Source organism: Lacticaseibacillus rhamnosus (assembly GCF_900636965.1).
Taxonomy (GTDB): Bacteria; Bacillota; Bacilli; order Lactobacillales; family Lactobacillaceae; genus Lacticaseibacillus; species Lacticaseibacillus rhamnosus.
Genome location: NZ_LR134331.1, coordinates 832,279 through 857,656, shown reverse-complemented (window position 1 = coordinate 857,656; position 25,378 = coordinate 832,279). Strand labels below are relative to the sequence as shown.

Genomic DNA, 25,378 nt, shown 5'->3' with positions numbered 1-25,378 from the left:
CATCACCTCCATCGCGTCTAGCCAAAAGTATCAATGATTGAATCGTTCTTCTGTGCTTCGGTCTTAGGCATGCTCATCTGCATCCGGCTGTTGACATTAAGGCCAAGATCACTGGCTAGACTTTTAATATTTGCTGTGGCTTTATTCAAGGTGCTAATGTACGCATAATATTCATCTTGATCTCCATTCTTTAAAGCCAATTTCATGTTGACCGATGTGTTTTTGTAAACCGAATACCATGTACAATAGTTTTCCAACTCGGCGCGATCGAGATTTCTAAGTGGTAAGGTCCCCAAAGATTCGATGATTCGCTTGTATTCTTGTTTTGCGACTGGGTCAAGATGATTAGGCGGTGTTACCTGAAGTTTTGGAATGCCATCTTTGGCCATTAATTCCGCATGTAGCTTGGCTTCTTGCCGTTCTTTGGTCAAATCACCCTTAGACATTTGCAACACTTTGTATTTTCCAGCCATTTCCCACTTCACCTCCTAATATCTATATAAAATGGGCTGAGTTTACCCCTGCCGCCTTAAAAATCGTTACAATTTGGGGTGCAAAAAAGAGGTCGATCGTTCTTCTGTTCCAAGAAATGTAACCCCCGATAAAAATGGAAGGGGGGTCTAGCCGTTTCCAGCCCGTGTAGTCGCCCGATAAATTGTCGAAAATTTGTTTTTTAATTTTTTATTTTCTTGAATTTTGCAAATTTGTTTTCTGATTTCATTTCGTCAAGTTTGTTCATCGCTTTGATGAGTTGACTCACATCTCGACCTTGCTTGGATAGTCTCTGCATGCATGTGTCTCGGTCAGTGTCAATGAGTATGTGTTCGACATCTCGACTAGCAAGCAACGTGTCTAACTTATCATCTGGATATGTCATGACTAACCATACATGGTCGAATGTCTGCTCTGCTTTAAGCTTCCGCAGTATCAGCTCATAGATTAGCTGCACATAATCATTGGCGTCTATATTGCCCTGATGTAATGGCAGCCCTGTTAACGCCGTCATGAGATGGTAGTAATCATAGACGAGGTCATGCTGTCCTTGATGCCGCTTGACGTACGTTGACTTGCCACTTGCTGGATAGCCAACGATTACTGTAATCTTCATGGCTCGATGTTGTCCCTTCTTACGCTTGGTTGTCTCACGTCTCGTCTTCCAGTAGTGGCAGTCCCTGCATAAAGCCTGCAGGTTATCCGCATTCGTGCGGTCTTCCCAGTCATCTTCGCTTGGAACAATATGATCAACTAATGAGGCTTGCAGGCCACAGCGTTGGCATAAACTGTTGTCTCTAATCAATATCTGCTCACGCAGCTGCTTCCATTCATTACTGTGATAGAACCTAAGGTAGTCCGACTGCTGCTCATTCCGCACACGGTTGTACTGCCTATCCGCCTCCGATCTAACACGAGCATTGGCATCAACCAATTGTGGTCTTCCATTTATAAAGGCGAGCTTCTTACTTGGCATAGATATCTCCCGTATACGATGTGTTAGTCATGACCATCACTCCTCGTGTAATCTAATGATGATCCCAAATAAGATAAACAACGCCAGTAAAGCAATCATCACTATTAGTGGCGCGAATACTAGCAGCCAAATCCATGCGATCAAGCCGAATAGCTTGGCCAGCACGAATATTAGTGTGAGCAGTAATAGGAAATTGCACATGCTAAATCATTTCCGTGTATTGTTTGATCTTGTCAACCCGCAAGTCGCACCATTCATCATGTGTGCCGTCTGCCTTGTAGATTGTTACGACTGGCATTGATCGGTATCCCAGCTTGCGGAACCGCTCGTAGTCGTCCGCGTCTGCTGTGATGGTTTGCACTGGCATGACTTGTGACAGCTTGAATACTGTTCGCCGGCACTTTTGACAGCGCGGCTTTGTGTAAATGATTGCGTTCATGTGTTTCTCTTCTCTCGATAATTTCTCAATTATTGCTTGCTCTGTGTGGCTAACGTACCCGTAGCTGACTCTTTTCATACCTGACATGACCTACACCGCCAACTCGAATGTATAGCCGTGGTGATGTTTTTGCCTGCCACAAAGGCAAGCATGTACTCCAGTGTCCTTCAGTCCGAGAAGTCTCGAGGCTTTCTTAATACTGTCGAAGTAGTACCGGTGTCCTGAGCTAGTGATTACATAAACCGGACTTCCGTTCGCCTTTGCCATGCGTTCAACTAAAGTACCATATGTCATATTGTAAAGTCTTGTGCACCATTCCAGATTAGATACATTGTTGTTTGTCTTGTCTTCGTCTTTGTGGTTGACTTCGGGCAAGTTGTCGGGGTTCGGCAGAAATGCTTCACTCACAAGACGGTGAACGAGTTTTTGCTCAACTTTTCCATCTCGATGCAGGCCAACCTGAAGATACCCAGCACCTGCTAAATTGTAAGCGAGCACTTTCCCTTTTAAGTGGTTTCCTCGCATGTCTACACGGTCAAGACTCCTTACTCGGCCAAGATTGCTAACCTGATATAGTCCTTTGTAATCTTCAATATCTTTCCAAACTTCAGTTGAGTTCATAAGTGCACCGTAGCCTTTCATCGTCATAAACGAACGCATACAGCAGATGTTTGCCCGTGGTGAAGCCATTCTTAATCTCATAGGGATCATTTGGCTTTGCTGTTCCAAGCTGGCGCCACATAATGCCACGATCATCTTTAAACCGCTCGCTATGATAGTGGCCTGAGTGAAGTTCGTATGTTTTTGCCATATTGAATATCTTTTTGTACTCAAATGGGAAAAGCCCTGTCAGCTTGTCCTTGGCTACATCTCCGTGGGCGAGCATAATGCCAACATGCCCTAGCAAGTATGCACAGCGCCAGTCGGTTGCCGGATTACTGTCATTGAGATCAACGTGTACTTGCGGATAGCGATCTATTAGCGCATAAAGAAAAGCGTATTCGAGATCACCTGAATGGTTACCGAACACGCTCTTTATTGAGACGCGATTGCTATATTCAATTGCCAGCGGAATAATCTGATCAAACAACTTCACAGCATCATGGAATGCCTGACGCATGTTTGCGTGATCTAATTGTGTTCCTCTAACCGTTTGTGTTGCATGAATCTGATCACTATGGAACAGATCTCCCAATTGCTCGATCACAATCTCGTTGTAGCCGTCCATGATTATCTCTCTAAGTTGACTCACCATGTCTTTTAGATCGGCGAATGTTGTCCAGCCAAAATGCAGGTCAGGCAATGGGATGACTAAGTTGCGATCGCCCGATTTCTTCATGCCGTAATTGACCGGAATGATTTTGTCGTTGAACGCTTCAGCCATTTCATTTATCGATAAGCCTTGTTTCGGCTTTACGCGAATATGAATGCTATACTGCGGAACTGTGCCGTCTTCGGTACTATGCTGCTCATAAACTTTGTAGTCGCCTAAGACCATCTCGAACTTATCAGGATCGTATCCACACAACTCCATCAAAGTTCGTGGGTCTTTATTTGGCTCATGCTTGAGTCTCATTAAGGCCGTGACTGTTTGACTACCATCAGCATTAAGAGCGACTTTTCTATCAACGGGTTTGCTGTTTCTATCTGTTTTCGCTGAATCGTATTCATTCTTGGCTGGTTTTTGGAACTCGATGCCAAGCCGTCTTGCTTTACCTTGAAGCGCATCATAGCTAATTCCGAGTTTGTCGGCTGTCTCGCGTCTGGTAAAGCCTTCAGAGGCGAGCTTCCTAATGTCACCGATCTGTTCATCTGTCCATTGCATCTACTCGCCTCCTGAAATATAATGACCGTGAGCAGTTTGATGACGCTGCTCACATTCTCATGAAGAACTTCCCGAGTTCTTAAGCCCTCGGATTCGGACCCGAAAGCTTTTTTGTTGCTTAAAAAATTTCGATGAGTTAGAATTAAATTGTTCCCAACAGATACTCATTTTCACTCCTCTGTAATACCCTATCTTTAGGCTCTCGGCCCCCAACCGAGGGCTATTTTAGTATCTTCTATAAGGAATGTGCTAATATATATGCGTGAGTAGTGTCTTTTCTCCTCCAAGTCAACCGCTGCTGCTCACACAAGTATTTCGTTTTTTCATTCTTTTGGCTCTTGGACTGGTCTCTGAGGGCTTTTTTAATCCGATTTATTGCTACATGTGTTATACTCTTTTTTGGTACCGTTGTTTCACCTCAGTAAACACCGGTAGCTAGGCCCTCAGTTAATCGCTCAGAGGGCCTTTTTGTTGCACAAAAATAGCACCTCACCGTTCGGCGGAGTGCTTGGGTAAATAAAAAGACGCCGTGGCGTCTTGATATCTCACCGATTTGTCTTTCGTTTGATGTCGCTTGATCCGAGATTACAAACAGAAAAGCACAAACTAAATATTCCTAGAAAAAGACTAAAAAGAATCATTTTATTTCCCTCCATATACGTTCAAATCGCCACTGACTCTTTCATTCAAATCCTTACCGTTCTTTTCTTGGAATTTTTGATTGAACTTTAAGTATTTTGTGGCTAGATCATTCCTCTTCTGCAAAGCATTTCTGTCGTCAAGAAGAACCCGTCTAACTACAGCCAATGAATTCATGAAGTCTTCCCGGTCTCCTGCAGTTAGATAGAAAGACTGCTTGTACTTTTTATTTTCAAACAGCTCAGTTACTTTGGCATTTAATCGATAAATGACATCAGCTAAGTCCTTGCGATAGACTTGGTAATTCATTGAATTGCGTTGAGGCAAACGAGTTATTTGAATATCTTCAATTACTTTCAAATTTTGTTTCAAGCTATATATTTGATAGTCAATTTGATTTTTTGTAACGGCTATGTGATCTGACTCTGCAACTTTTCCAGTCAAAATATCAATGTCAGTTTCGGCTAGTTTAGAAGAGTTTACCAACGCTTGATTTGACCTTTGCATGTATTCTTCATTTGCTGTCCTATAACTATTCCACGTATTCAAACTGATCGCAACCGAAACTATTGATATTATTATTGGAATAATCTTGTCCCACTTTGTTTTCATTACGTGGAATATTCCTAAGACAAAATCACCAATTCGCTCATACAGTGGCAGCTTCACTTTCAATCACCTCAAAAGAATAGTACCCCAGCATGAACTGGAATACTACATTGAGGTGGTGAAGGCACGAGAGTTGGATTCGAACCAACGGTTAATGACGTAGTTAAATGCGGCCGCATTCCTCCATAATCGTCATTCAGGGCAGGTGCTGTGTTTTAGACCACTCAGCCATCTCGTGCAATGCAACCGGCGGGATTTGAACCCGCGACACCGACGCACGCGCGAACTTTAGTCGGTGAGCCTATCTCAATCGGTTGCTGCTCGCTCTCCCAGTGTCAGATGGGGTCGTCGCAAGCTTTGTCCGGTCGCTAAACTGGACAATGTGGCATACGGGAATCGAACCCGCCTGACTATCTCAGCCAGTCCTCATTGCCACGCCTTGCCACAGCTTTATCATCACTGAGGCTCGGAGGAAAAATGCGGTGTCTCAGGTTTCTCACCTTTGGCACAATACAATCATAAGGGATTCCGTTTTTAGTTCGCCACTCATTTATCAATCAATTAGTCCTCAAATAGTCCTCATTCATCGATCATTTATTGCTCACTACTTTTTCTGGGTGTGACGCCAAAGTACCAGGCCGCTGCTAACAACGCATTTTTCTTTCTGCGTGTGTAGGTTGCTGCAGATATATCGAGAATATTCATTGCATCACCGTCTGGCGTATCTGTTTCTGGCCCATCGCAATAGCGCACCCTTAATAAACGCTGATGTGATTGTTTCGGCATTGATGCAATACAACTGTCGCACCATTCACAGAACTTACGTGCCGATTCTTGTCTTTCCAAACGCTGCTGTGCATACAGCGGACGCTGAACAGTGCTGGCAGAAGTTCCGTCTCCCCATGCACTAGTGATCTTTGGATTGACTGGCGCCTTTATGAATCCACGCTCTGCTCGGTATTTATTTAGGATATTTTCGACTGCTTCCCGATCCTTTTCATCGCTAATTGATAAAAGCTCCATCACAAGCGCCACCCCTTATGGTATAATTAAATTTGTAAAAGTTTTGGGGATAAGCGTGCCTTCGTGGTGCGCTTTTTTGATGCCTTAAACGTGCGTTCAACATGTGCGTTTGCTATACTGTCATTGGAGGCCAACTCCTAATCTTTGATTTCATTCACTCTCAATCGTACGTTTGGCCTCCGGCGCGTCCCTCATTAGGCGCGCTTTTTGTTTACAATCATTTGATCCTTTCCCAGTTAGCCCACATCCACATTGCAGCGCCTGAGATTAGCAGCATTACGGCAATCATTGCTTTCCCTCCAATAGCTGTTTGTCTTCAAAGATGTTGCCAATGTGACGTACTCCTAATCAAATTTGATTGCTGTCATGTTCAGGTGCTCAATCAAGCCAAGGCGTTCCAACCGCTCATAGTTGAGACGCTCGCAGTATAAATCTGCTTCGTACTGAGACCTGAATTCCTTGATTTTGGTTTCGCCATTGCGACCCACAATCTTGAATTTCATTTTTTTATCGGTCCTATCCAGTTGGCTCATTTCTTCATAATGTTTACTCATTTTTCTTCCTCCAATTTCACAATTTCGCCGGTTTCCTCAACGCGCCATACACCTAGCACCCATGCAAGGGCGAAGGTGTCCTCATGTTCAAACGTCATCCATGGAGATAAAGAAACTACTGCGGCGTAGCTCATCGTTCCGGATAGAGAGAATTTTTTGTGTTTGAGTTTTACAATCACATCGCCTACCGCTTTCGGAATAACCGGCAGATTATCTGGAAACGCGGCGTCATATCTGGCACGCCATTGTTCTGAACCGTGTGACATGTCAGCCATTAATGCGTTGAACACGTCTTGCTTCGTCTCATTGCTCATCGTCAGTCACCTCCAACTGTTCCTTGTTGTAATCGATGATGCGTTGATAGCCATCATGTGCTTGCCACGCGCAATCATACAGGCCACACAGATCAAGTTTGTTGATCGCATTGTTCGCGGCATCGATGGCCTTTTGCGCAGCGTCTATGTCGGCTTTATTCGTCATCGTCAGTCACCTCTTCTTTTTCGCAGTATTGCAAGCCGTAGTGCTCGATCTCTGCTTCGGTGAACTTGCCACGAAGTTCTTTATCCGCTGGGCAAATCGTTAACAAATCTGTATCGCCGGACTTGTAATACCAAACCTCTTTGGTATGTGGCACCTTGACGTTATACTTCTTCTCCTTTGCCACGGTGTAGCCGTTGACGTAAGCATTCATCAGCGGCTCTTCGTCATCATCGCCATAGAAAGCAATGCTGGCTGCTGGGAACTTGCCGCTATGTGCACGTTCAACGATTTCGGCTTGCTCCTTGGTTAGGACTACCTTTTTAGGCTCCTCAACGAACGTGACAACGTGACCGCCATACTTTTCCGCCCATGCAAGCGCAACATCAATATTTCTTACAGCGGTTCCTACCGGACTGTTCCACCAAGGTGCCGTACGCTCAACGGTCAAGTATTCCCCATGATCGTTCTTAATAAGGTATATTTTCTCTTCGCTCATTTTTCGTCCTCCTCTTTCTTGATAATCAGTGGTTCCGGAATATCGACTTTAATGTCATCGCCACGGGTGTTGTGCGATTCCGTGTGCTTGGCCATGTTCTCGTTTATCCAGCGGATACACTGAGATTGATACTTTGCTCGGTAATACTCGGTTCTTGTGTTTAAGCCTGCTACTACGTACATTTGTGTGCCTCTCATTTCGCGTTGACTGACTTCACAGCCTGATCGGAATAGTCCTTGATGCTCTGTGCGTCTTTGATGGCTTGTGATAAGTCATTGTTTGCCTGTTTGGCGGCTTCTAACTGAGATGTAAGATCATTGATGGTCTGCTGTTTAGCATCGACCTCAGCCTGTTTCTGGGCAACTGCTCGCTGTCCTTCAATGATCTTTTGCTGAATCTCGGCATCTTTGCTTGCCATGTCGTTGTCGTATTGCTGTTTTAGGGACGCATACTGTGCCTGCGCGTCAGACAACTGATGCTGCAAATCGGACAAGCTAGATTTTGAAGCGTGAATCTTAGCCGTCAGCTTGTCGATATTGTTTTTGGTCTCCACGATGTTCTGGTGACCTTGCCAAACATTGTCGGCAATGGTGGTTGCACCGGCCCCAAACATAAGTCCTGCTAAAACAGTTACTGTAAATGTCAATTTTTTATTCATGATTTTTTCTCCTTAATCGATCTCTTCGACTTCAACTCTCGGATTAGCTTTGTCAATAAAGAACCGATCTCGCAGTTCTACAATGTGATCCCAGTTGTCGTTTTCTAAAAATTCAGCCTTTTGCATGCCGTCGAAGATAAACTTGTGCTGAAACGCGATGTTGTCCGGGTCTGTTCGCTTGTCATACCAGTACCAGTCGAAACTTAGAGGTTTTCCCCATTGAAATTTCACGCCCTGATTCATCGCTTTTCTAACAGCCAACATTACCGTTTCCGTTGCTTGTTTCTTGACTTTTGCTCCGCCGAACATATTGCCTCGTTCAACCTTGATGTACTGATTAAGAGTCATGAGGGGCAATGGAATAATGATCCTGTTCACGCTGGTTTCACGTCCTTCAGATAATATTGACGTTGCTTGCCGTCAACCATCTCAACCGTTGCGATTAACTCTTTAGGCGCATTGTTGTCAAAAGCAACTGGCTTGTTAATATCTTGTCTTGCTCCTCTGGCGTTGTATCGTTCAATCCTGATGATTCGTGCCACACCGCCAAGATCACGCACGCCCATGAATACTCGATCAGGAACCATAACCAGATCACCGACCATCATTTTTGTTTTAATTGCTTGCATTTGAAGATTCCTCCAGTAGTTCCTTGTATTCTTCCTCGCTAATTGGCTGTTTTAGCTTTTCTAGCGATATTCCCATGGCTTTAGCTATCTTTGTAAGTGTGATCATCATTACCTCTCTGCCACTAAGAAAACTAGAAATAGTGATGCGACTCACGCCAGCAATCAAAGCAAAACGGTATATTGGCAAGCTGGGATGATCATCAAGAAAGTTGCGAAGTCGTTCACGTGCCCAATATTGGCCTGCATTGTTAGTTTCGTTCTCATGCTCAATCATGCTTTTGCCTCCTCAAAATTTTTGTTCTGGTAAACTCACGTTTAGCTTCTGCAAGTATCCTCGCCAAATATCGTATGTGTTTTGGCAGTATACTCGCGTTACTGGATCAGTTTCTTTCGTGGGAAGATAAGCACTAGTTTCTCCGAAATATTCTGACTCAGCCGTCTCTAAGGCATCGACCAAGGTAACGTACGCCCACTGGTTCCAAAACTTCTTCATACCAGCATCGGCTTGTTTTGCCTTTTTAAAATACTCCACGGCTTCATCAAGTTGCAGAATAACGAACAGTGAGTATTGATAATGTCCCTCCTGCATGTACTCATTGAACTCTTTAAGTGTCATAGTTGGATAAGACATTTCAATACGCCACCTTAAACTGCAACTTTGGCGCGAAAAAACGAAAATCAATGCTACCAAGTGCTCCTTCACGATTTTTGGCAATTGTTAAAGTCACAGTACGGATATCTGATTTTTCATCCTGCCGGTCACTGTTCCAAAGGAATCCAATGGCATTGCTATCTTGTTCAATTGATCCCGACTCTCGTAAATCTGATAGTACCGGTTGCTTGTCCTGACGATTCTCAACGCCTCGTGATAATTGACTAAGCAAAACAATTGGAATATTAAGCTCGTTGGTCAGCACTTTAAACTGCCGCGTGATCTCTTCTATTTGCAGGCGGCGATCAGGCTGTCCACGAACACCGATCAATCCAAGGTAATCCACGATGGCAAGATAGCCTTTTTCCGCTTCTGCGGCTCGCTGACGCATTGTTTTGACGATCTGTGGTAATTCCACCTGCTTGTCGTAAAGCTGCAAGCGATAGTCTTTAAGAACGTTTCCCGCCTTTTCAACCTCAACCTTCTCAGCATCGCTTAGACTTTTCTGCGGGTTGATGAATTTGCCAGCACTGATGCCAGTCTTGCAGGCCAACAAGCGGTTGTAGTTTTCTGCATTTGACATTTCAAGCGAAAACATATCAATTGTCAATTCCGGTTGCTGTTTTAAAGCCTCAATGATGAGATTAACCGCAAATGCTGATTTACCGACACCAGGGCGCGCACCAATCGTCAACAAACGTCCCGGCATCAAGCCACCACCCAGAATATTGTTAAGAGTGAAGTACGTTTTAATCCCATTGTCAGCGGCACCGTGTATCATTTTGTCTTCCATGTCTGCTGCCAAATCAGCAATGGTACTTTCAGTTACCGTCTGACTGGCAGCAGTAGCATTCTGTGAGGCAACCATCATCGCGGTAAGATTGTCCTCGCTTGGTTCTTCCGAGTACGCTTGTGCTGCTTTAATGAGCTGACTACGGAAATAATCCCGTTTAAGCTTGCCTACCCACCAGTCAAAACGTGAGGTGCCAAAATCACTGGTCATAATGTATTGCCAATCTGCTGCTGACATCACGCCGGGATGAGCTGTATCGAAACCATCCTGCAATTCCAGCGTATCGACGTCACCTGGCAACTTGTTCATGTAGGCAACTACTGCAGCGTATTGCTGGCTGTTAAACCATTTAGGATCAATCCATTCAGACTTGATGAGTTCCGGCTTCGTATATAGTCCATACATGACATGTGGTTCAGGATTGCTAGGGTCATAAAGCTTTTTTGTCAAGCTTGTTGCCTCCGTTCATCGTATTCAGCAATGTAACGTTTAGCATCTTCTGGCTTGATCGGAATACCTTGCGCTTTGATTTCTTCAAGCACTCGGTCAAGGCTGTTGTAGTCGATATACATTGCAATAGCAGTTTTCTTGGGATCGAACTTAGGCTTTCGAGCTTCCTGCTCCTCTCGTTCTTCCTTTACGACCTCGAGGTAATCGTTCCATGCCTCTTGATTGAAGAAAGTACTACCGTCTTTGACAAACCGCTTCTCTGTGCCTTTGCTCTTGATTAGCTGTCGATAAGCCACAATGCCATCCTGAATTTGTCTGTTGGTAGCAGGGTTCTTCTTTCTACTCATTGCTCGTTTGTAAGCAGCTAATGCTGGCTTCTTGCCAATCTTCTTTGGATACAGTTTCCAGAGCTTTTCAAAGTCACTCTCTAACGTGCTATTTGCACGTGTATTTATATTATTAATACTTGTATTATTCTCTTGCTCATTTTTGAGTATAGGGTACTCGCATTTTTGAGTATAGGTATTCTCATTTTTGAGTATAGGGTAAGCATTAATTCGGATATACCTTTTTTCGATTTCTTTACTGCCATCTTTGTATTTAACGGTTCGATCAATATATCCATTTTTTTCAAGTGAAGTTAGCCACCTCTGAATCGTAGCTTGGCTAACTTTATAAAGCCCCATAAAATACTGATCGCCAGCCCAACAGCAACCGGTTTTATTACTCAAAGCCGTGATTTCTCCATATAGAAGCTTTGCTCCTTGTTGAATGCTGTTGTTATACCGTACATTTGCAGGTATAATTGCATAGTAATTAGGGGTTTCATTCATGATCGTCACCACCTTCATGGAAGCATTGATCGGCAATATTTTGGCGAACATCCATTAAGTCTGCTTCGAATTTGATCATATCGAGTGATGTTTGACCCAAGATATCCATGTATTTTTTAAAGTTATCTTTCAGGAACAAGCGGTTTTGAATCTTCTCACCATCGGTCATGTGAGGATCATCATCCCTGAATAGATCGCACTTGGTTTCTGCCCATTCTCTCAAATAATCCAAGAGGTACTGATTAGTTCTTACTTTGTATGCAAGTGATTCAAGACGGTCAAGTTGCTTGCCAATTTCTCTGGTCATTGTTTTACCTCATTTCCTTCTGTGATATAATGAGGTCACTCAACGCGAAACCTCATTTTTGGCCGTTAAGTGTTCTAGCGCTTAGCGGTTTTTGTTTTGCCAATTATTTCGTTGATTAAGCTGATGGCGGTTTGCAAGCCGTCTTCTCGTCCCATGGCATAAGCTCGCGTCTGATCCGTTCCTTGACGGTAATTATGGCCAACCAGACGTGCGTTCTCAGCCTGGGTATACAAGTAGGAGATAAGTGGAACTAGCTTGGCTATAGCTTCTTCATTCAATCCACTGCCTCCAATTTCCGCTGTGGCCTAAGCAGTGACCAATGATCACGCCGAAGGCACCACCAATTAGTAAATATTCAATCATTATTTGCCCTTCTCTCTAAGCGAACTTGAAATCTCTGGGAACCATTTGTCGATGAATGTTCTCCACGGGCCGGCGTGAAACATATATCCCTTTTGACCAGGTGGTGGGTAATGGACGATCCTGTCCTCTAACACTTTTCGAAAGCGAGGTACATCGAGAATATTGTTAACGACCCATGTGTTGTTATGTCCTTTGATTAGACTAGCGGCCGTTGTTAGGTCCCAATATTCCATTCCTTCAAGCTGACGTTTTAGTTCTTGGTTCTCCTTGATCAGCTTTGCTTGCTCTTCTGCATCAACTGCCAAATATTTTTTGCTTGAAATCTGCTTATTTTCGACAATTTGTAACAGTTCCATGGCATTTCCTCCTTTCTTTCGACCTCCCCTTGGCAGATAATCAGGTTATCTAGTGATGGAAGGAGGTGATTGATATGAAAAACGCAACTTTGCTTTTTGCTGATGGCTCCCGCCTTGAACTTCATGAAGGTGAAAAACTTAGCGGTGTTTCGTTTTCTGAAAATGCAACTCATCCACGGAACAAAGATCAAGAGTATGAAAAACTGATTTACCCTGAACTTGCTTTAGAGGGCGTTGTTCTGAAGCTCTGGTCTCATCCAGAAGTCGGACTAGCTGAATCTGTTTTTGAAGTTCTTCACAACTATGAGTGGTTTAGGCCATATCACGAAAGTGGTCATTACTATCATTCAAGCGCCGTTATATCTGCTACCTTCAGTTAGCTATGCGTTGGCTTAACGCAACTTTGATGATTCGATCAATCGCTTGTTGGAAAACTTGATCATCATCTGAAAATCCATTTAGGTATCTATGGTCTCTACGTTGCTTTTCTAGATCAGAAATTGCGTCGTCATAGGTACCTTTTTTGTGTTGCTCGATTAACTTTTCACAGTAAGATGCCAACTTTTCTGCCTTTAAAATCTTTAAGTTCAGGCACACTTGAGATAAGCTTTGCTTTTCTTGTTCAGCTTTCATTTAGACAGCCTCCTTTTGTAGAAACTTGTTGATAAAATACTGCTGGCCTTTTCCGGTTACCTTGGTAGTCTTGGTGATCCGCACGCTGCCGTCTGGGTTCTGGAATGTACGTTCCTTGATGTCGAACAGTTCCAAGTCCATCGCGCGTTGCGTTGGCATGTTTCGCCGGTCACCCTTACTAATCAGATAGCCGTGATCTCGCAGCCAAGCGAACAGCCTATTCTGGCCAATATCCACACCGTTCTGGCGGATGAGTTTGGCTAAGTCACCGATGAGAATGCTCGTATGGCTGGTGGCTACCGCGTCTGCAAACAACGCTTTAGGCGCTTGAATCGCGATGGTTTGCTTCTGTTGCTCAATCTTTTCAGCTTGATTAGCTGCCAGCTTCAACGCTTCGGCATAGCTTCCCGGGATTGCATAACCCGTTCTGATCTGCGTTTCCATACTGTTAAAGGCTTGGATGTACTGAATCTTGAACTGAAGCGCACGCTTCCCAGTGAATCCAACAGCCAGCAATGTGAATCCGTCACGATTCATGTAGTACATTGGATTCGTTTTCCCATTAGAAGCGGTGTAACTACCATCAATAAAGTACTTTTTTAGTACAGCGTAATTTTCCGCGCTACTCATCAAATCACGAATTGCTGCTAGTACATCTCTGTGGTTCTTTCCAAATGATTCAGCGACCTTAAGACTGGTGGTGACTGCCTGACGGTCGTGCATAATTATTAATTCATTCAATGTGTTCCCTTCTTTCTTTTGGCCTCATTCATTAACGATGGCCATTTCACGTGCTTGACCTGAGGTACCGATTTGGTACTTCAGCTGGTCTTCTTCTTCAACTATGAGACGGTAACAAAGTCTTGCTTGCCACCGGGGGTCATCAATTTGGTGACTCCTTTTTCAGTTGCGAGATTGGTCTCGCCTGATAAGCCCCCTAAGTTAAACTTAGTCACCTCATCGCCGTCTAATGATTTCAACGCTACCGTTGTGTTTGTTAGTTTCAGCGCATTCGTAATATCCGGTGCTGAAAACCAGATAATGCCGTTTGAGCTGACAGTCCGAATTTGGTTATCCTCGAACTGAAATAGTTGTAGTTCGTTCATACCGTCTCCCCCTTTGTAAGCAAATATTTTTTGCCAACTACAAATGTTTCGTAGTCTTTGGGCAAAAAAATAATCGAATCAAATGGTAGTTTAACTAGCTTTGCAAACTCAAAAGCTTTATCTGTTCGCAAAACTTTTCGATATTTCTCATAGTCAGCATAGGTTTTGGTGCTCATTCCCAGCGCTTCCGCTACTTCTTTCTGTGAAAAATGCAAGTTGTTTCGTGCTCCTTCAAGCGTAAAAGCTGGTTCAATTCCTGTCATTTTCGTTCCTCCTTTCAACAAAACTAAATATACTACGAATGGTTAGTAGTTGCAATAGCTTTTTGCAAATAAATTGTATTTAGGTATGTACTTTTCTACGCAACAGGTGTACATTATAGCCAGCATAAATAGGAAATGAGGAAACGAAATGAATACTGGAGACACCATAAAAAAGCTAAGAAAAACCCGCGGGATGACGCAATCTGATTTGGCTAACAGATTGGGAGTTGCTCCGACCACTGTGTCTTCTTGGGAACGTGGAGCTGCTTATCCATTAATGACTACTGCTAAATCCATAGCAGATATCTTCGGTGTTCCTGTTTCTGTGATTGCTGGAGAAAAAGAGATCTCAAATATTGCTCCATCTATGCCTGTACACTCCTACAAATACTTAGATGCAGGGGTTTCATGTGGTGCCCCTGAATTAGTTGAAGCTTATACGAAAGACAACTTGGAAGAAATCCAATTATCAGATGCCATAATGGGACGCTACGCTGGTGATGATGACATTCTTATCATACATGCCAACGGCGAATCAATGAACAGAGTTTTCCCTGATGGTGCGCTTCTCGCAGTAAAGCGGACAGATGATCTAAGCAATGGAGACATTGTCGTCTTCTCAATTGACAATGAAGATTTTTCTTGCAAACGTTACTATAAAAACGATGAAGCTAAAGTAGTCTCTTTTCAGCCTGACAGTGATGATCCTCGTTTTGAACCATACGTTTATCGTTATGAAGATGCAGACAATGTCGCTATATTTGGTAAGGTTGTCGTATACACAGTCGTTTTATAAAAAATAATCTTACGTCCAAACCCTGATCGACGTTAAAAGCTGATGGAAATTGGGGGAAAATCGACATAGGAATGTTTGATAATGCTTCAAAGAAAGCCACCCAGTATCTTAACAAGCAAGGACTTGGCGATCTCGGCGTTGGCCGTGTGGCCGACGAGGGCGTCACATTCAAGCAGCTGTCCCGCGATTATCAACAAAAGAAAATTGTTCTACACTCACTGAATGACAAGTATCCCGACAGATGCCTCGATCCCGAAGATATCAGCATCATAGGCGTTGTCATCAACTAACCCGCAACAGTATCAGGACGCGGCGTCGGCCTACTTACGCGATACAATCTAGTCAACAACAAATAAACGGCTTAGAGGTGACAATCAACCGTGACTACAAATAAACAAATGGTACCGGAGCTTCGCTTCAAGGGGTTCACTGACGCTTGGGAACAGCGTAAGGTTTCGGAACTAGCAGACCGCTATGATAATCTTCGAGTTCCAATTACAGCATCCGAACGTGTAGCTGGGGAAACACCTTATTACGGTGCAAATGGTATTCAGGACTATGTTGAAGGTTTTACTCATAATGGTGAATTTGTTTTGGTCGCAGAAGACGGTGCGAATGATTTACAAAACTACCCTGTTCAATATGTTGATGGTAAGGTTTGGGTCAACAATCATGCCCACGTTCTTCAAGCTAAAGAAGAAAGAGTGGACAACAAATTTTTGACGAACGCATTGAAACATACCAACATAGAACCATATTTAGTCGGCGGTGGACGTGCTAAATTAAACGCCGATGTCATGATGAAGATTAATTTTAAAGTTCCAACATTACCTGAACAAGTTCAAATTGGTAAGTTTTTCGATAATCTTGACCACCTCATCACTCTTCATCAGCGTAAGCTTGAAAAACTCCAAGAACTTAAAAAAGGCTACTTGCAGAAATTGTTCCCCAAAAATGGAAGCAAGTTCCCACAATTAAGATTTGCTGGATTTACTGACGCTTGGGAAAAGCGTCCTATCAAGAAAATCGCTACCGTGAACGGTGGCAAGGACTACAAGCACCTTAACAAGGGTGACATTCCAGTCTATGGAACTGGCGGATACATGCTAAGTGTCGACCAGGCTTTATCTGAGGAAAACGGCATTGGCATTGGGCGAAAAGGTACAATTAACTCCCCCTACATTCTAAGAGCTCCATACTGGACCGTAGATACGTTGTTCTATGTGATACCTAAGGGGACACAAGATCTAAATTTTCTGTATGCGATTTTTCAACGAGTTAACTGGAAGAAATACGACGAGTCTACCGGTGTACCATCATTGTCGAAACAAACAATCAATGCCGTGGAAGTTACAACTCCTACTCAAGCTGAGCAAGAATTGATTGGAACAATGTTTAAGCAACTTGATAATCTCATCGCAGTCAACCAGCGTAAGGTTGAACTGTTAAAAAAATTGAAGCAAGCCTATCTCCAGAAAATGTTCGTGTAGTACTTAACTGTGGTACAACTGTCATCAACAACCCACGCAAGCGGCGTCCCCGTGCAAGCCGGAGAGTGGGGCTTGTACCACATACCAAGTAAAGGATGTGAGTCATCATGCTAAAAAAGATAGTTGCCATCTTACTTATTGTTTTGTTGGCTGGCGCAACAACCGCTTGCGATGATGACACCGGTCATGATGAAAACGTTGAAATATTTAACTGAGTGCGAACTGGATACAAAAAAGCCCCGGCCGCTGTGGTCGAGGAACAGTTGTTTCTGTCAAACGTAACTACTGTCGCAATCTGGCTGTTTTGATAGCATCTGGTGTTAGCTGAATCCAGTGAATATATTCACCATCTGAAAGATCAACAAGGGCCTTACCAGACAAAAGTGCAGCAACCTCGTTTGGCCCAATATTGGGCTTACTTGAAAACATGCCATACATGCCCGATGCTTCGTCGATATCCCATACTTCGTCTTTTTCGTCAACGATATATATGCCATTTTCCATTTGGAGAACCTCCTTTATCATGATTACGGTTCACCTAATTTCTTTTTTCATGAATTTCATTCACTTAATTATATCACGAAAAGCGCCTACTTCTTCAAAACATTAAAGAAGCCACACAGATTGTAGGAGGTAAAACCTATGAAGCCAGTTACAGTAAGCTCTTATAAGTTTGGCGAAAAAACCTGGAAAAATTTTGAAGGAGAACCGATCAAAAAATATGAGCACTCAGTTCTCCTAGACATTTCAAACACCGAAGTCTTCAGTGATAAAGAAAAAACAGAACTAAACCACAAGATCGTTGTCCCCTTTTCTAGAATTAGAGAGAAACGATTCATCAAAGATATTCCACTCAGTAACGTAAACGAGGCGCTTAACAAGAAAAAAGCAAGTAGGAGAAAGTAACGACAAAAAGCGCCTACCCAAGCGAATGGGTAGACGCCTAACAGAACGTGACTGCATGGTTAGGTGCAATAGCACCCGTCTGTATTGTAGCACAAGGAGGTGTAAATGTGGCCAGTATTAGTAAACGTGGCAAAAAATGGCAATATCGTGTCTCTTACAAGGATAATGATGGAACACGCAAGTATGTCAACAAAGGCGGCTTCCCCTCAAAAAAAGCTGCTGATATAGCGGCAACCGAAGTCGAACGTCAGCATAATCGCGGTGCAAATTTGGATCTTAACAAGATAACGTTAATCGACTACTGGGACAAATGGATTGAGCTGTACAAATCTGGTAAGCATTCTCGTATCACCGAAGCCCGGTATAAAACAATTCGTAAACAGTTATTAGCCTACTGGGGCGAAAGCCGTGAACTAAAATCAATTTCAAAATCAGACTGGCAGGGATTTATCAATGAGTTTGGCAAAAAAAGGGCTAAAGATACAGTCAGCAAATTGAATGGCTATGTTCGCTCAATGGCTGATTCTGCCGTCGATGACCAAATAATATATACTAACTTCACTCATAACGTTGTCCTCACTGGTAATGAAGGCCAAGCAGGAATCATCAAATATTTGCAAGTAAAGGATTTGCGCAAGCTCGTCAATTACTGCCTAGAATTTGCAGACTACGAGCATATTGCTTACTACATCATCGCAACCGGGGCACTGACCGGAGCTAGGTATTCTGAAGTTCTTGGGCTCACGTGGGATCATGTTGATCTTAAAAAACACGTTGTGCACATTACTAGAACGTGGGATCACAGATATGGCAGCGGCTTTGCGGCTACTAAGAACAAATCAAGTGTACGTGACATCGACATCACGAGAGAACTTGCAGACTTGCTTTTACGTCTCAAGAAGGAACAGCAAGAGGTATACGTTGCTCAGGGATATCGTGATAGCAAACAACTATTATTTCGCAGCATACGGCATAACATGCTATCGAGCACGGCAATTAATAAGGATCTAAGGACGATCGAGAAGGCTCTAGACATTTCCCCCGCGATTACTTTCCACGGGCTTAGACACACTCACGTTTCCTATTTGATTGCCAATCACGTTGACATTAACTATATTTCAAAAAGACTTGGGCATGCCAATACAATGATCACTCAAAAAGTCTACGCTCATCTTCTTGAAGATCAAAGAAAAGAGCAGGTATCCCAGACGCTACAAGCACTTTCTAGACTTTAGCTTGTGCACATTTTGTGCACCGGAGGAAAAAAACAACCGAAAATAAAAGGAAACAAAAATCCCGAAATGCCTTTATACCAGCATTCCGGGAAGCTATAGAAAGCATCTAGAAGCATAAAAACGGAGAGTAAGGGATTCGAACCCTTGATACAGGCAAAACCCGTATACATGGTTTCCAACCATGCTCCTTCAGCCTCTCGGACAACTCTCCATAAAAAACTCCGGTTGTCAGGCTCGAACTGACGACAACCTGATTAACAGTCAGGTGCTCTACCAACTGAGCTAAACCGGAATAAACAGCGTGGCAGCTTCCTACCCTCGCAGGCAGTTTCCCACCAACTACTCTCGGCGTGAAGAAGCTTAACTTCTGTGTTCGGCATGGGAACAGGTGTATCCTTCTTGCTATCGCCACCACACTTATGAGAACTTTGCGCTCTCAAAACTGGCTATCATTGTTGTTGGTTTTGCCGATGACGCGTATTTGTTCATCGAAACGCGCTCCCAGTCGCAGAAACCTCCGCATAAGGACCCTGACCGCAATGGCCAAAGACCGGCCATCACGCTCAGGCCCGCTTATGCTCCGGTTTCTAATCGCGACTGCTCGCGCTCTTACTTGGTTAAGTCCTCGACCGATTAGTACTGGTCCGCTCCATGCATCGCTGCACTTCCACTTCCAGCCTATCTACCTGATCATCTTTCAGGGGTCTTACTTCCATATAGGAATGGGAAATCTCATCTCGAGGGGGGCTTCACACTTAGATGCTTTCAGCGTTTATCCCTTCCGTTCATAGCTACCCAGCGATGCGCCTGGCGGCACAACTGGTACACCAGCGGAACGTCCATCCCGGTCCTCTCGTACTAAGGACAGCTCCTCTCAAATTTCCTGCGCCCGCGACGGATAGGGACCGAACTGTCTCACGACGTTCTGAACCCAGCTCGCGTACCGCTTTAATGGGCGAACAGCCCAACCCTTGGGACCGACTACAGCCCCAGGATGCGATGAGCCGACATCGAGGTGCCAAACCTCCCCGTCGATGTGGACTCTTGGGGGAGATAAGCCTGTTATCCCCAGGGTAGCTTTTATCCGTTGAGCGATGGCCCTTCCATACGGAACCACCGGATCACTAAGCCCGACTTTCGTCCCTGCTCGACTTGTCAGTCTCGCAGTCAAGCTCCCTTCTACCTTTACACTCTGCGAATGATTTCCAACCATTCTGAGGGAACCTTTGGGCGCCTCCGTTACATTTTAGGAGGCGACCGCCCCAGTCAAACTGCCTACCTGACACTGTCTCCCGCCACGATCAGTGGCGCGGGTTAGAGTGTTCATACAGCTAGGGTAGTATCCCACCAATGCCTCCATCGAAACTAGCGTTCCGATCTCTACGGCTCCTACCTATCCTGTACAAGCGGTACCAACACTCAATATCAAGCTACAGTAAAGCTCCATGGGGTCTTTCCGTCCTGTCGCGGGTAACCCGCATCTTCACGGGTACTATAATTTCACCGAGTCTCTCGTTGAGACAGTGCCCAAATCATTACGCCTTTCGTGCGGGTCGGAACTTACCCGACAAGGAATTTCGCTACCTTAGGACCGTTATAGTTACGGCCGCCGTTTACTGGGGCTTCAATTCTGGGCTTCGCTTGCGCTAACTCATCCTCTTAACCTTCCAGCACCGGGCAGGCGTCAGCCCCTATACATCATCTTACGATTTAGCAGAGACCTGTGTTTTTGATAAACAGTTGTTTGGGCCTATTCACTGCGGCTGACCTTGCGGTCAGCACCCCTTCTTCCGAAGTTACGGGGTCATTTTGCCGAGTTCCTTAACGAGAGTTCGCTCGCTCACCTGAGGATACTCTCCTCGACTACCTGTGTCGGTTTGCGGTACGGGTAGTTTATTTCTCACTAGAAGCTTTTCTTGGCAGTGTGACATCAGGAACTTCGCTACTTTAATTTCGCTCCCCATCACAGCTTGTCCTTAAGGCGGCAAGCATTTCACTCGCTACCGGACTTACTGCTTGGACGCACTTTTCCAGCCGTGCGCTTTCCTTAGCCTCCTGCGTCCCTCCATCGCTTAAACAAAATAAACTAGTGCAGGAATCTCAACCTGCTTGTCATCGACTACGCCTTGCGGCCTCGCCTTAGATCCCGACTAACCCTGGGAGGACGAGCCTTCCCCAGGAAACCTTAGTCATACGGTGGATCAGATTCTCACTGATCTTTCGCTACTCATGCCGGCATTCTCACTTCTAAGCGCTCCAGCCGTCCTCACGATCGACCTTCAACGCCCTTAGAACGCTCTCCTACCGCGCACCCTGACGGGTGCACCCACAGTTTCGGTATTATGCTTAGCCCCGGTATATTTTCGGCGCAGTGCCACTCGACTAGTGAGCTATTACGCACTCTTTAAATGGTGGCTGCTTCTGAGCCAACATCCTAGTTGTCTGTGCAACGCCACATCCTTTTCCACTTAGCATAAATTTAGGGACCTTAACTGGTGATCTGGGCTGTTCCCCTTTCGACAATGGACCTTATCGCTCACTGTCTGACTCCCGGAGTAAGATCAATGGTATTCGGAGTTTATCTGAATTCAGTAACCCTTGACGGGCCCCTAGTTCAAACAGTGCTCTACCTCCATGATCCATCCTCCGAGGCTAACCCTAAAGCTATTTCGGAGAGAACCAGCTATCTCCAAGTTCGTTTGGAATTTCACCGCTACCCACAACTCATCCCAGCATTTTTCAACATACATGGGTTCGGTCCTCCAGTGTGTTTCACCACACCTTCAACCTGGTCATGGGTAGGTCACTTGGTTTCGGGTCTACATCTACCTACTGAAGCGCCCTGTTCAGACTCGCTTTCGCTCCGGCTCCGACTTTTCATCTTAACCTCGCAGGCAAACGTAACTCGCCGGTTCATTCTACAAAAGGCACGCCATTACCCGTTAACGGGCTTTGACTAATTGTAGGCACACGGTTTCAGGAACTGTTTCACTCCCCTTCCGGGGTGCTTTTCACCTTTCCCTCACGGTACTGGTTCACTATCGGTCACTAGGGAGTATTTAGCCTTGGGAGATGGTCCTCCCGGATTCCGACGGAATTTCACGTGTTCCGCCGTACTCAGGATCCTGGACGGAGAGTCCGCCGTTTCGTTTACAGGGCTTTCACCTTCTATGGCGCAGCTTTCCAGCTGACTTCGACTACGTCGAACTTTGGTAACTCCAATGTCCAGTCCTACAACCCCGAGAAGCAAGCTTCTCGGTTTGGGCTCTTCCCACTTCGCTCGCCGCTACTATGGGAATCGAGTTTTCTTTCTCTTCCTGCGGGTACTGAGATGTTTCAGTTCCCCGCGTCTGCCGCCAACAAGCTATGTATTCACTTGCAGGCAATACACTGATGTGTACTGGGTTCCCCCATTCGGAAATCTCCGGATCAAAGCTTACTTATAGCTCCCCGAAGCATATCGGTATTAGTTCCGTCCTTCATCGGCTCCTAGTGCCAAGGCATCCACCGTGCGCCCTTTGTAACTTAACCTGTACTGACTTGCGTCAGCGGTTATGCGATGCGAATTTCTATTATTAGAAACTCATACAAATACGCTGTGTTCTCGGCAATTTAAAACATTTACAACAATGATATCCAGTTTTCAAAGAACAAAGTCGCACCCGCTAGGGTGCTTGAGGGTAATCCCCTCAAAACTAAACAAAGTTTCGTGTGTGCAGGTTTCCGTCAGACTTTCAGTCTGTTTCCTTAGAAAGGAGGTGATCCAGCCGCAGGTTCTCCTACGGCTACCTTGTTACGACTTCACCCTAATCATTTGTCCCACCTTAGACGGCTCGCTCCCTAAAAGGGTTACGCCACCGGCTTCGGGTGTTACAAACTCTCATGGTGTGACGGGCGGTGTGTACAAGGCCCGGGAACGTATTCACCGCGGCGTGCTGATCCGCGATTACTAGCGATTCCGACTTCGTGTAGGCGAGTTGCAGCCTACAGTCCGAACTGAGAATGGCTTTAAGAGATTAGCTTGACCTCGCGGTCTCGCAACTCGTTGTACCATCCATTGTAGCACGTGTGTAGCCCAGGTCATAAGGGGCATGATGATTTGACGTCATCCCCACCTTCCTCCGGTTTGTCACCGGCAGTCTTACTAGAGTGCCCAACTAAATGCTGGCAACTAGTCATAAGGGTTGCGCTCGTTGCGGGACTTAACCCAACATCTCACGACACGAGCTGACGACAACCATGCACCACCTGTCATTTTGCCCCCGAAGGGGAAACCTGATCTCTCAGGTGATCAAAAGATGTCAAGACCTGGTAAGGTTCTTCGCGTTGCTTCGAATTAAACCACATGCTCCACCGCTTGTGCGGGCCCCCGTCAATTCCTTTGAGTTTCAACCTTGCGGTCGTACTCCCCAGGCGGAATGCTTAATGCGTTAGCTGCGGCACTGAAGGGCGGAAACCCTCCAACACCTAGCATTCATCGTTTACGGCATGGACTACCAGGGTATCTAATCCTGTTCGCTACCCATGCTTTCGAGCCTCAGCGTCAGTTACAGACCAGACAGCCGCCTTCGCCACTGGTGTTCTTCCATATATCTACGCATTTCACCGCTACACATGGAGTTCCACTGTCCTCTTCTGCACTCAAGTTTCCCAGTTTCCGATGCACTTCCTCGGTTAAGCCGAGGGCTTTCACATCAGACTTAAAAAACCGCCTGCGCTCGCTTTACGCCCAATAAATCCGGATAACGCTTGCCACCTACGTATTACCGCGGCTGCTGGCACGTAGTTAGCCGTGGCTTTCTGGTTGGATACCGTCACGCCGACAACAGTTACTCTGCCGACCATTCTTCTCCAACAACAGAGTTTTACGACCCGAAAGCCTTCTTCACTCACGCGGCGTTGCTCCATCAGACTTGCGTCCATTGTGGAAGATTCCCTACTGCTGCCTCCCGTAGGAGTTTGGGCCGTGTCTCAGTCCCAATGTGGCCGATCAACCTCTCAGTTCGGCTACGTATCATTGCCTTGGTGAGCCGTTACCTCACCAACTAGCTAATACGCCGCGGGTCCATCCAAAAGCGATAGCTTACGCCATCTTTCAGCCAAGAACCATGCGGTTCTTGGATTTATGCGGTATTAGCATCTGTTTCCAAATGTTATCCCCCACTTAAGGGCAGGTTACCCACGTGTTACTCACCCGTCCGCCACTCGTTCAAAATTAAATCAAGATGCAAGCACCTTTCAATAATCAGAACTCGTTCGACTTGCATGTATTAGGCACGCCGCCAGCGTTCATCCTGAGCCAGGATCAAACTCTCATATAAATATGAGCTGTTCGAATAGCTCGATTTGTTGTTCTAGCGAATTGACTTCGCAAATGTTACTTTTTGCCTCGATACCGAAGTATCAAGGACCCTGCACATTTAAACGAAACTTTGTTCAGTTTTCAAAGGACTACTTTGTCAAAAGACAACTTTGATAGATTATCATGATCAGCATATCATGTCAACATTTTTTGTTAAAAACGCTTCATATGTTTTATTCATGACTATTTTTATCTTTACCCCAAAAAGGGATCTGCTTTTTGACAGCAATAATATAATACCAGCAAGCCGGTTGAGGCGCAAGCATTTTTTCAAAAAAGTCTTGCTTGATTGACGTTGCTCAAAGCACAGGATCATTGCACGTTAGATATTACGGTGACTTATCCTTTGCAGCGTCTATCGCCAAATAAAAACAGCCATCACTTATGCTTGATAGCTGTGTCTAAATAAAATCTCATTTTAAAGCGTGGCCATCCGAACAGTAACGTAGGCTTATTTCATACCCAGTTTAATCTGACACTCGGGACAAATACCGTAAACCTCGAGATGATGTCCACTGACTTTGAAACCGGTTTTTTTAGCTGCCACTGCCTCCACATCCGTGACCCCTGGGTAAGTGAAGTCAAAAATCTTACCGCAGTTGGTACAAATCGCATGGTAGTGTGGCTCAATCGGGAAATCAAAATGAGTCGCCGCATCATTAGACGACATTTCCTCAACTAAATTAAGATCCACCAGTAGACGTAAATTGTTGTATACGGTTGCGACACTCATATGTGGAAACTGTGGCGATAGTTTTGCATAAATCATTTCAGCTGTCGGGTGTGCCGTACTGTCGATCATATAGGAAATGATCGCCTCGCGCTGCGGGGTGACCCGAATCTGCTTTGCTTTGAGCAAGTTAATTGTTTTGTTATAAACTGCCTGATTCATCGTCAGCCTCCTAATTTGTAACTATTATCATCTAGTAAAATTGTACGCTTTTTTCTAATTTAGCATAACCTTTTCACTTACAAATGTTTAGAAAATTTCAAAATTCAAAAGTACACTAAAT

At 44.9% G+C, this 25,378-nt stretch carries 33 protein-coding genes, 4 tRNA genes, 3 rRNA genes and 1 pseudogene; 6 read left to right on the top strand and 35 right to left on the bottom strand.

The window, feature by feature from the left end; translation table 11 throughout:
- Positions 1 to 17: 17 nt before the first annotated feature.
- The 24 genes from EL173_RS04455 to EL173_RS04345 form a co-directional block, all read right to left on the bottom strand.
- Positions 18 to 473 (bottom strand): P27 family phage terminase small subunit, encoded by a 456-nt coding sequence (locus EL173_RS04455; protein WP_005712753.1) that lies wholly within the window; start codon positions 471 to 473, stop codon positions 18 to 20.
- 200 nt (positions 474 to 673) lie between these two features.
- Positions 674 to 1,468 carry an HNH endonuclease gene (locus EL173_RS04450; RefSeq protein WP_020752177.1) on the bottom strand — a complete coding sequence of 265 codons (795 nt, stop codon included), beginning with the start codon at positions 1,466 to 1,468 and terminating at the stop codon, positions 674 to 676.
- 202 nt (positions 1,469 to 1,670) lie between these two features.
- Entirely contained in the window at positions 1,671 to 1,994 is a 324-nt protein-coding gene (locus tag EL173_RS04445; RefSeq protein ID WP_025014104.1) for a thioredoxin domain-containing protein, read from the bottom strand.
- 3 nt (positions 1,995 to 1,997) lie between these two features.
- Positions 1,998 to 2,528: an NUMOD4 motif-containing HNH endonuclease gene (locus EL173_RS04440; protein WP_020752174.1), complete on the bottom strand. Its 531-nt coding sequence runs from the start codon at positions 2,526 to 2,528 to the stop codon at positions 1,998 to 2,000.
- Positions 2,515 to 3,732, bottom strand: a complete 1,218-nt coding sequence (locus EL173_RS04435) for a GcrA family cell cycle regulator (RefSeq protein WP_020752173.1) — start codon at positions 3,730 to 3,732, stop codon at positions 2,515 to 2,517. The genes EL173_RS04440 and EL173_RS04435 overlap by 14 nt, the downstream gene beginning before the upstream one ends.
- Positions 3,733 to 4,374: 642 nt before the next feature.
- On the bottom strand, positions 4,375 to 5,040 hold the full coding sequence (locus tag EL173_RS04430) for a hypothetical protein (protein WP_005688553.1): 666 nt from the start codon (positions 5,038 to 5,040) through the stop codon (positions 4,375 to 4,377).
- A 63-nt stretch (positions 5,041 to 5,103) separates the two neighbouring features.
- Positions 5,104 to 5,219 (bottom strand) — tRNA-OTHER (locus EL173_RS15090).
- Between the two features lie 2 nt (positions 5,220 to 5,221).
- Positions 5,222 to 5,298, bottom strand: a tRNA-OTHER gene (locus tag EL173_RS15085).
- A 276-nt stretch (positions 5,299 to 5,574) separates the two neighbouring features.
- Positions 5,575 to 6,003 (bottom strand): ArpU family phage packaging/lysis transcriptional regulator, encoded by a 429-nt coding sequence (locus tag EL173_RS04425; RefSeq protein WP_005711378.1) that lies wholly within the window; start codon positions 6,001 to 6,003, stop codon positions 5,575 to 5,577.
- A 344-nt stretch (positions 6,004 to 6,347) separates the two neighbouring features.
- Complete coding sequence (locus tag EL173_RS04415; RefSeq protein ID WP_020752172.1) at positions 6,348 to 6,557, bottom strand: hypothetical protein; 210 nt, start codon at positions 6,555 to 6,557, stop codon at positions 6,348 to 6,350.
- Complete coding sequence (locus tag EL173_RS04410; RefSeq protein ID WP_370742936.1) at positions 6,554 to 6,832, bottom strand: hypothetical protein; 279 nt, start codon at positions 6,830 to 6,832, stop codon at positions 6,554 to 6,556. Before EL173_RS04410 ends, EL173_RS04415 begins: the two co-directional genes overlap by 4 nt.
- A gap of 28 nt (positions 6,833 to 6,860) precedes the next feature.
- Entirely contained in the window at positions 6,861 to 7,037 is a 177-nt protein-coding gene (locus EL173_RS15080) for a hypothetical protein (RefSeq protein WP_020752170.1), read from the bottom strand.
- A complete protein-coding gene (locus tag EL173_RS04405; RefSeq protein WP_020752169.1) occupies positions 7,027 to 7,533 on the bottom strand; it encodes a DUF1642 domain-containing protein in 507 nt (168 codons plus the stop codon). The genes EL173_RS15080 and EL173_RS04405 overlap by 11 nt, the downstream gene beginning before the upstream one ends.
- Positions 7,530 to 7,715: a hypothetical protein gene (locus EL173_RS04400; protein ID WP_025014105.1), complete on the bottom strand. Its 186-nt coding sequence runs from the start codon at positions 7,713 to 7,715 to the stop codon at positions 7,530 to 7,532. The genes EL173_RS04405 and EL173_RS04400 overlap by 4 nt, the downstream gene beginning before the upstream one ends.
- Before the next feature lie 11 nt (positions 7,716 to 7,726).
- Positions 7,727 to 8,191, bottom strand: a complete 465-nt coding sequence (locus EL173_RS04395) for a hypothetical protein (RefSeq protein ID WP_020752168.1) — start codon at positions 8,189 to 8,191, stop codon at positions 7,727 to 7,729.
- A gap of 12 nt (positions 8,192 to 8,203) precedes the next feature.
- Entirely contained in the window at positions 8,204 to 8,569 is a 366-nt protein-coding gene (locus EL173_RS04390; RefSeq protein ID WP_003607027.1) for a RusA family crossover junction endodeoxyribonuclease, read from the bottom strand.
- The gene (locus EL173_RS04385; protein ID WP_020752167.1) at positions 8,566 to 8,820 is read right to left on the bottom strand and encodes a hypothetical protein; all 255 of its coding nucleotides are present in this window, start codon (positions 8,818 to 8,820) and stop codon (positions 8,566 to 8,568) included. Before EL173_RS04385 ends, EL173_RS04390 begins: the two co-directional genes overlap by 4 nt.
- Complete coding sequence (locus EL173_RS04380; RefSeq protein ID WP_020752166.1) at positions 8,807 to 9,094, bottom strand: helix-turn-helix domain-containing protein; 288 nt, start codon at positions 9,092 to 9,094, stop codon at positions 8,807 to 8,809. Before EL173_RS04380 ends, EL173_RS04385 begins: the two co-directional genes overlap by 14 nt.
- 12 nt (positions 9,095 to 9,106) lie before the next feature.
- Positions 9,107 to 9,451 carry a hypothetical protein gene (locus EL173_RS04375; protein WP_020752165.1) on the bottom strand — a complete coding sequence of 115 codons (345 nt, stop codon included), beginning with the start codon at positions 9,449 to 9,451 and terminating at the stop codon, positions 9,107 to 9,109.
- 1 nt (position 9,452) lies between these two features.
- Positions 9,453 to 10,715 (bottom strand): DnaB-like helicase C-terminal domain-containing protein, encoded by a 1,263-nt coding sequence (locus tag EL173_RS04370; protein ID WP_020752164.1) that lies wholly within the window; start codon positions 10,713 to 10,715, stop codon positions 9,453 to 9,455.
- Positions 10,712 to 11,548: a helix-turn-helix domain-containing protein gene (locus EL173_RS04365; RefSeq protein WP_020752163.1), complete on the bottom strand. Its 837-nt coding sequence runs from the start codon at positions 11,546 to 11,548 to the stop codon at positions 10,712 to 10,714. Before EL173_RS04365 ends, EL173_RS04370 begins: the two co-directional genes overlap by 4 nt.
- Entirely contained in the window at positions 11,541 to 11,855 is a 315-nt protein-coding gene (locus EL173_RS04360; protein WP_025014106.1) for a hypothetical protein, read from the bottom strand. The genes EL173_RS04365 and EL173_RS04360 overlap by 8 nt, the downstream gene beginning before the upstream one ends.
- A 74-nt stretch (positions 11,856 to 11,929) precedes the next feature.
- On the bottom strand, positions 11,930 to 12,133 hold the full coding sequence (locus EL173_RS04355) for a hypothetical protein (RefSeq protein ID WP_020752161.1): 204 nt from the start codon (positions 12,131 to 12,133) through the stop codon (positions 11,930 to 11,932).
- Between the two features lie 84 nt (positions 12,134 to 12,217).
- Positions 12,218 to 12,574: a DUF771 domain-containing protein gene (locus EL173_RS04345; protein ID WP_020752160.1), complete on the bottom strand. Its 357-nt coding sequence runs from the start codon at positions 12,572 to 12,574 to the stop codon at positions 12,218 to 12,220.
- Between the two features lie 74 nt (positions 12,575 to 12,648).
- On the opposite strand from EL173_RS04345, the gene EL173_RS04340 reads away from it, so the two are divergent.
- Positions 12,649 to 12,954 (top strand): hypothetical protein, encoded by a 306-nt coding sequence (locus EL173_RS04340; RefSeq protein WP_015764321.1) that lies wholly within the window; start codon positions 12,649 to 12,651, stop codon positions 12,952 to 12,954.
- On the opposite strand, the gene EL173_RS04335 is transcribed toward EL173_RS04340, so the two are convergent.
- From EL173_RS04335 to EL173_RS04315, 4 genes and pseudogenes are all read right to left on the bottom strand, one after another.
- Positions 12,947 to 13,207 (bottom strand): hypothetical protein, encoded by a 261-nt coding sequence (locus EL173_RS04335; protein WP_015764320.1) that lies wholly within the window; start codon positions 13,205 to 13,207, stop codon positions 12,947 to 12,949. The two genes, EL173_RS04340 and EL173_RS04335, sit on opposite strands and share 8 nt — an antisense overlap.
- Entirely contained in the window at positions 13,208 to 13,948 is a 741-nt protein-coding gene (locus EL173_RS04330; protein WP_020752159.1) for a phage regulatory protein/antirepressor Ant, read from the bottom strand.
- 140 nt (positions 13,949 to 14,088) lie between these two features.
- Positions 14,089 to 14,313 (bottom strand): annotated as a pseudogene (locus EL173_RS04320) (BRO-N domain-containing protein); the annotation flags it as partial.
- The gene (locus EL173_RS04315) at positions 14,310 to 14,576 is read right to left on the bottom strand and encodes a helix-turn-helix transcriptional regulator (protein WP_020752157.1); all 267 of its coding nucleotides are present in this window, start codon (positions 14,574 to 14,576) and stop codon (positions 14,310 to 14,312) included. The gene EL173_RS04315 and the pseudogene EL173_RS04320, both read right to left, overlap by 4 nt.
- 148 nt (positions 14,577 to 14,724) lie before the next feature.
- Between EL173_RS04315 and EL173_RS04310 the strand changes: the two genes are divergently transcribed.
- From EL173_RS04310 to EL173_RS04300, 3 genes are all read left to right on the top strand, one after another.
- Entirely contained in the window at positions 14,725 to 15,372 is a 648-nt protein-coding gene (locus tag EL173_RS04310; protein WP_025014107.1) for a LexA family protein, read from the top strand.
- A gap of 71 nt (positions 15,373 to 15,443) precedes the next feature.
- Positions 15,444 to 15,662, top strand: a complete 219-nt coding sequence (locus EL173_RS04305) for a LexA family protein (protein WP_005712700.1) — start codon at positions 15,444 to 15,446, stop codon at positions 15,660 to 15,662.
- A gap of 90 nt (positions 15,663 to 15,752) precedes the next feature.
- Entirely contained in the window at positions 15,753 to 16,862 is a 1,110-nt protein-coding gene (locus EL173_RS04300; RefSeq protein ID WP_020752156.1) for a restriction endonuclease subunit S, read from the top strand.
- A gap of 282 nt (positions 16,863 to 17,144) precedes the next feature.
- Here EL173_RS04300 and EL173_RS04290 read toward each other — a convergent pair whose 3' ends face one another.
- Positions 17,145 to 17,366: a hypothetical protein gene (locus tag EL173_RS04290; protein ID WP_005714766.1), complete on the bottom strand. Its 222-nt coding sequence runs from the start codon at positions 17,364 to 17,366 to the stop codon at positions 17,145 to 17,147.
- Positions 17,367 to 17,504: 138 nt separating this feature from the next.
- Here EL173_RS04290 and EL173_RS04285 point away from each other — a divergent pair, with 138 nt between their 5' ends.
- Together EL173_RS04285 and EL173_RS04280 are read left to right on the top strand one after the other, a co-directional pair.
- A complete protein-coding gene (locus tag EL173_RS04285; RefSeq protein ID WP_025014108.1) occupies positions 17,505 to 17,768 on the top strand; it encodes a hypothetical protein in 264 nt (87 codons plus the stop codon).
- A 107-nt stretch (positions 17,769 to 17,875) separates the two neighbouring features.
- Positions 17,876 to 19,003 carry a site-specific integrase gene (locus tag EL173_RS04280; protein ID WP_020752155.1) on the top strand — a complete coding sequence of 376 codons (1,128 nt, stop codon included), beginning with the start codon at positions 17,876 to 17,878 and terminating at the stop codon, positions 19,001 to 19,003.
- Positions 19,004 to 19,124: 121 nt separating this feature from the next.
- Here the strand turns inward: EL173_RS04280 and EL173_RS04275 are convergent.
- The 6 genes from EL173_RS04275 to EL173_RS04250 form a co-directional block, all read right to left on the bottom strand.
- A tRNA-Ser gene (locus EL173_RS04275) sits at positions 19,125 to 19,214 on the bottom strand.
- An 8-nt stretch (positions 19,215 to 19,222) separates the two neighbouring features.
- A tRNA-Asn gene (locus tag EL173_RS04270) sits at positions 19,223 to 19,295 on the bottom strand.
- A 7-nt stretch (positions 19,296 to 19,302) separates the two neighbouring features.
- Positions 19,303 to 19,419: ribosomal RNA gene (rrf, locus tag EL173_RS04265) — 5S ribosomal RNA — on the bottom strand.
- 197 nt (positions 19,420 to 19,616) lie between these two features.
- Positions 19,617 to 22,534 (bottom strand): 23S ribosomal RNA (locus EL173_RS04260).
- Positions 22,535 to 22,754: 220 nt separating this feature from the next.
- Positions 22,755 to 24,324: ribosomal RNA gene (locus EL173_RS04255) — 16S ribosomal RNA — on the bottom strand.
- The 16S, 23S and 5S rRNA genes sit together here with 2 tRNA genes alongside, the layout of an rRNA operon.
- A 492-nt stretch (positions 24,325 to 24,816) precedes the next feature.
- Positions 24,817 to 25,257 carry a Fur family transcriptional regulator gene (locus EL173_RS04250; RefSeq protein ID WP_005688075.1) on the bottom strand — a complete coding sequence of 147 codons (441 nt, stop codon included), beginning with the start codon at positions 25,255 to 25,257 and terminating at the stop codon, positions 24,817 to 24,819.
- Positions 25,258 to 25,378: the final 121 nt, after the last annotated feature.

Bases quoted from the DNA above. Each gene is read 5' to 3' on its own strand.
- EL173_RS04455 (WP_005712753.1), bottom strand. From the start codon at position 473: ATGGCTGGAAAATACAAAGTGTTGCAAATGTCTAAGGGTGATTTGACC.
- EL173_RS04450 (WP_020752177.1), bottom strand. From the start codon at position 1,468: ATGCCAAGTAAGAAGCTCGCCTTTATAAATGGAAGACCACAATTGGTT.
- EL173_RS04445 (WP_025014104.1), bottom strand. From the start codon at position 1,994: ATGTCAGGTATGAAAAGAGTCAGCTACGGGTACGTTAGCCACACAGAG.
- EL173_RS04440 (WP_020752174.1), bottom strand. From the start codon at position 2,528: ATGAACTCAACTGAAGTTTGGAAAGATATTGAAGATTACAAAGGACTA.
- EL173_RS04435 (WP_020752173.1), bottom strand. From the start codon at position 3,732: ATGCAATGGACAGATGAACAGATCGGTGACATTAGGAAGCTCGCCTCT.
- EL173_RS04425 (WP_005711378.1), bottom strand. From the start codon at position 6,003: ATGGAGCTTTTATCAATTAGCGATGAAAAGGATCGGGAAGCAGTCGAA.
- EL173_RS04415 (WP_020752172.1), bottom strand. From the start codon at position 6,557: ATGAGTAAACATTATGAAGAAATGAGCCAACTGGATAGGACCGATAAA.
- EL173_RS04410 (WP_370742936.1), bottom strand. From the start codon at position 6,832: ATGGCTGACATGTCACACGGTTCAGAACAATGGCGTGCCAGATATGAC.
- EL173_RS15080 (WP_020752170.1), bottom strand. From the start codon at position 7,037: ATGACGAATAAAGCCGACATAGACGCTGCGCAAAAGGCCATCGATGCC.
- EL173_RS04405 (WP_020752169.1), bottom strand. From the start codon at position 7,533: ATGAGCGAAGAGAAAATATACCTTATTAAGAACGATCATGGGGAATAC.
- EL173_RS04400 (WP_025014105.1), bottom strand. From the start codon at position 7,715: ATGTACGTAGTAGCAGGCTTAAACACAAGAACCGAGTATTACCGAGCA.
- EL173_RS04395 (WP_020752168.1), bottom strand. From the start codon at position 8,191: ATGAATAAAAAATTGACATTTACAGTAACTGTTTTAGCAGGACTTATG.
- EL173_RS04385 (WP_020752167.1), bottom strand. From the start codon at position 8,820: ATGCAAGCAATTAAAACAAAAATGATGGTCGGTGATCTGGTTATGGTT.
- EL173_RS04380 (WP_020752166.1), bottom strand. From the start codon at position 9,094: ATGATTGAGCATGAGAACGAAACTAACAATGCAGGCCAATATTGGGCA.
- EL173_RS04375 (WP_020752165.1), bottom strand. From the start codon at position 9,451: ATGTCTTATCCAACTATGACACTTAAAGAGTTCAATGAGTACATGCAG.
- EL173_RS04365 (WP_020752163.1), bottom strand. From the start codon at position 11,548: ATGAATGAAACCCCTAATTACTATGCAATTATACCTGCAAATGTACGG.
- EL173_RS04360 (WP_025014106.1), bottom strand. From the start codon at position 11,855: ATGACCAGAGAAATTGGCAAGCAACTTGACCGTCTTGAATCACTTGCA.
- EL173_RS04345 (WP_020752160.1), bottom strand. From the start codon at position 12,574: ATGGAACTGTTACAAATTGTCGAAAATAAGCAGATTTCAAGCAAAAAA.
- EL173_RS04340 (WP_015764321.1), top strand. From the start codon at position 12,649: ATGAAAAACGCAACTTTGCTTTTTGCTGATGGCTCCCGCCTTGAACTT.
- EL173_RS04335 (WP_015764320.1), bottom strand. From the start codon at position 13,207: ATGAAAGCTGAACAAGAAAAGCAAAGCTTATCTCAAGTGTGCCTGAAC.
- EL173_RS04315 (WP_020752157.1), bottom strand. From the start codon at position 14,576: ATGACAGGAATTGAACCAGCTTTTACGCTTGAAGGAGCACGAAACAAC.
- EL173_RS04310 (WP_025014107.1), top strand. From the start codon at position 14,725: ATGAATACTGGAGACACCATAAAAAAGCTAAGAAAAACCCGCGGGATG.
- EL173_RS04305 (WP_005712700.1), top strand. From the start codon at position 15,444: ATGTTTGATAATGCTTCAAAGAAAGCCACCCAGTATCTTAACAAGCAA.
- EL173_RS04290 (WP_005714766.1), bottom strand. From the start codon at position 17,366: ATGGAAAATGGCATATATATCGTTGACGAAAAAGACGAAGTATGGGAT.
- EL173_RS04285 (WP_025014108.1), top strand. From the start codon at position 17,505: ATGAAGCCAGTTACAGTAAGCTCTTATAAGTTTGGCGAAAAAACCTGG.
- EL173_RS04250 (WP_005688075.1), bottom strand. From the start codon at position 25,257: ATGAATCAGGCAGTTTATAACAAAACAATTAACTTGCTCAAAGCAAAG.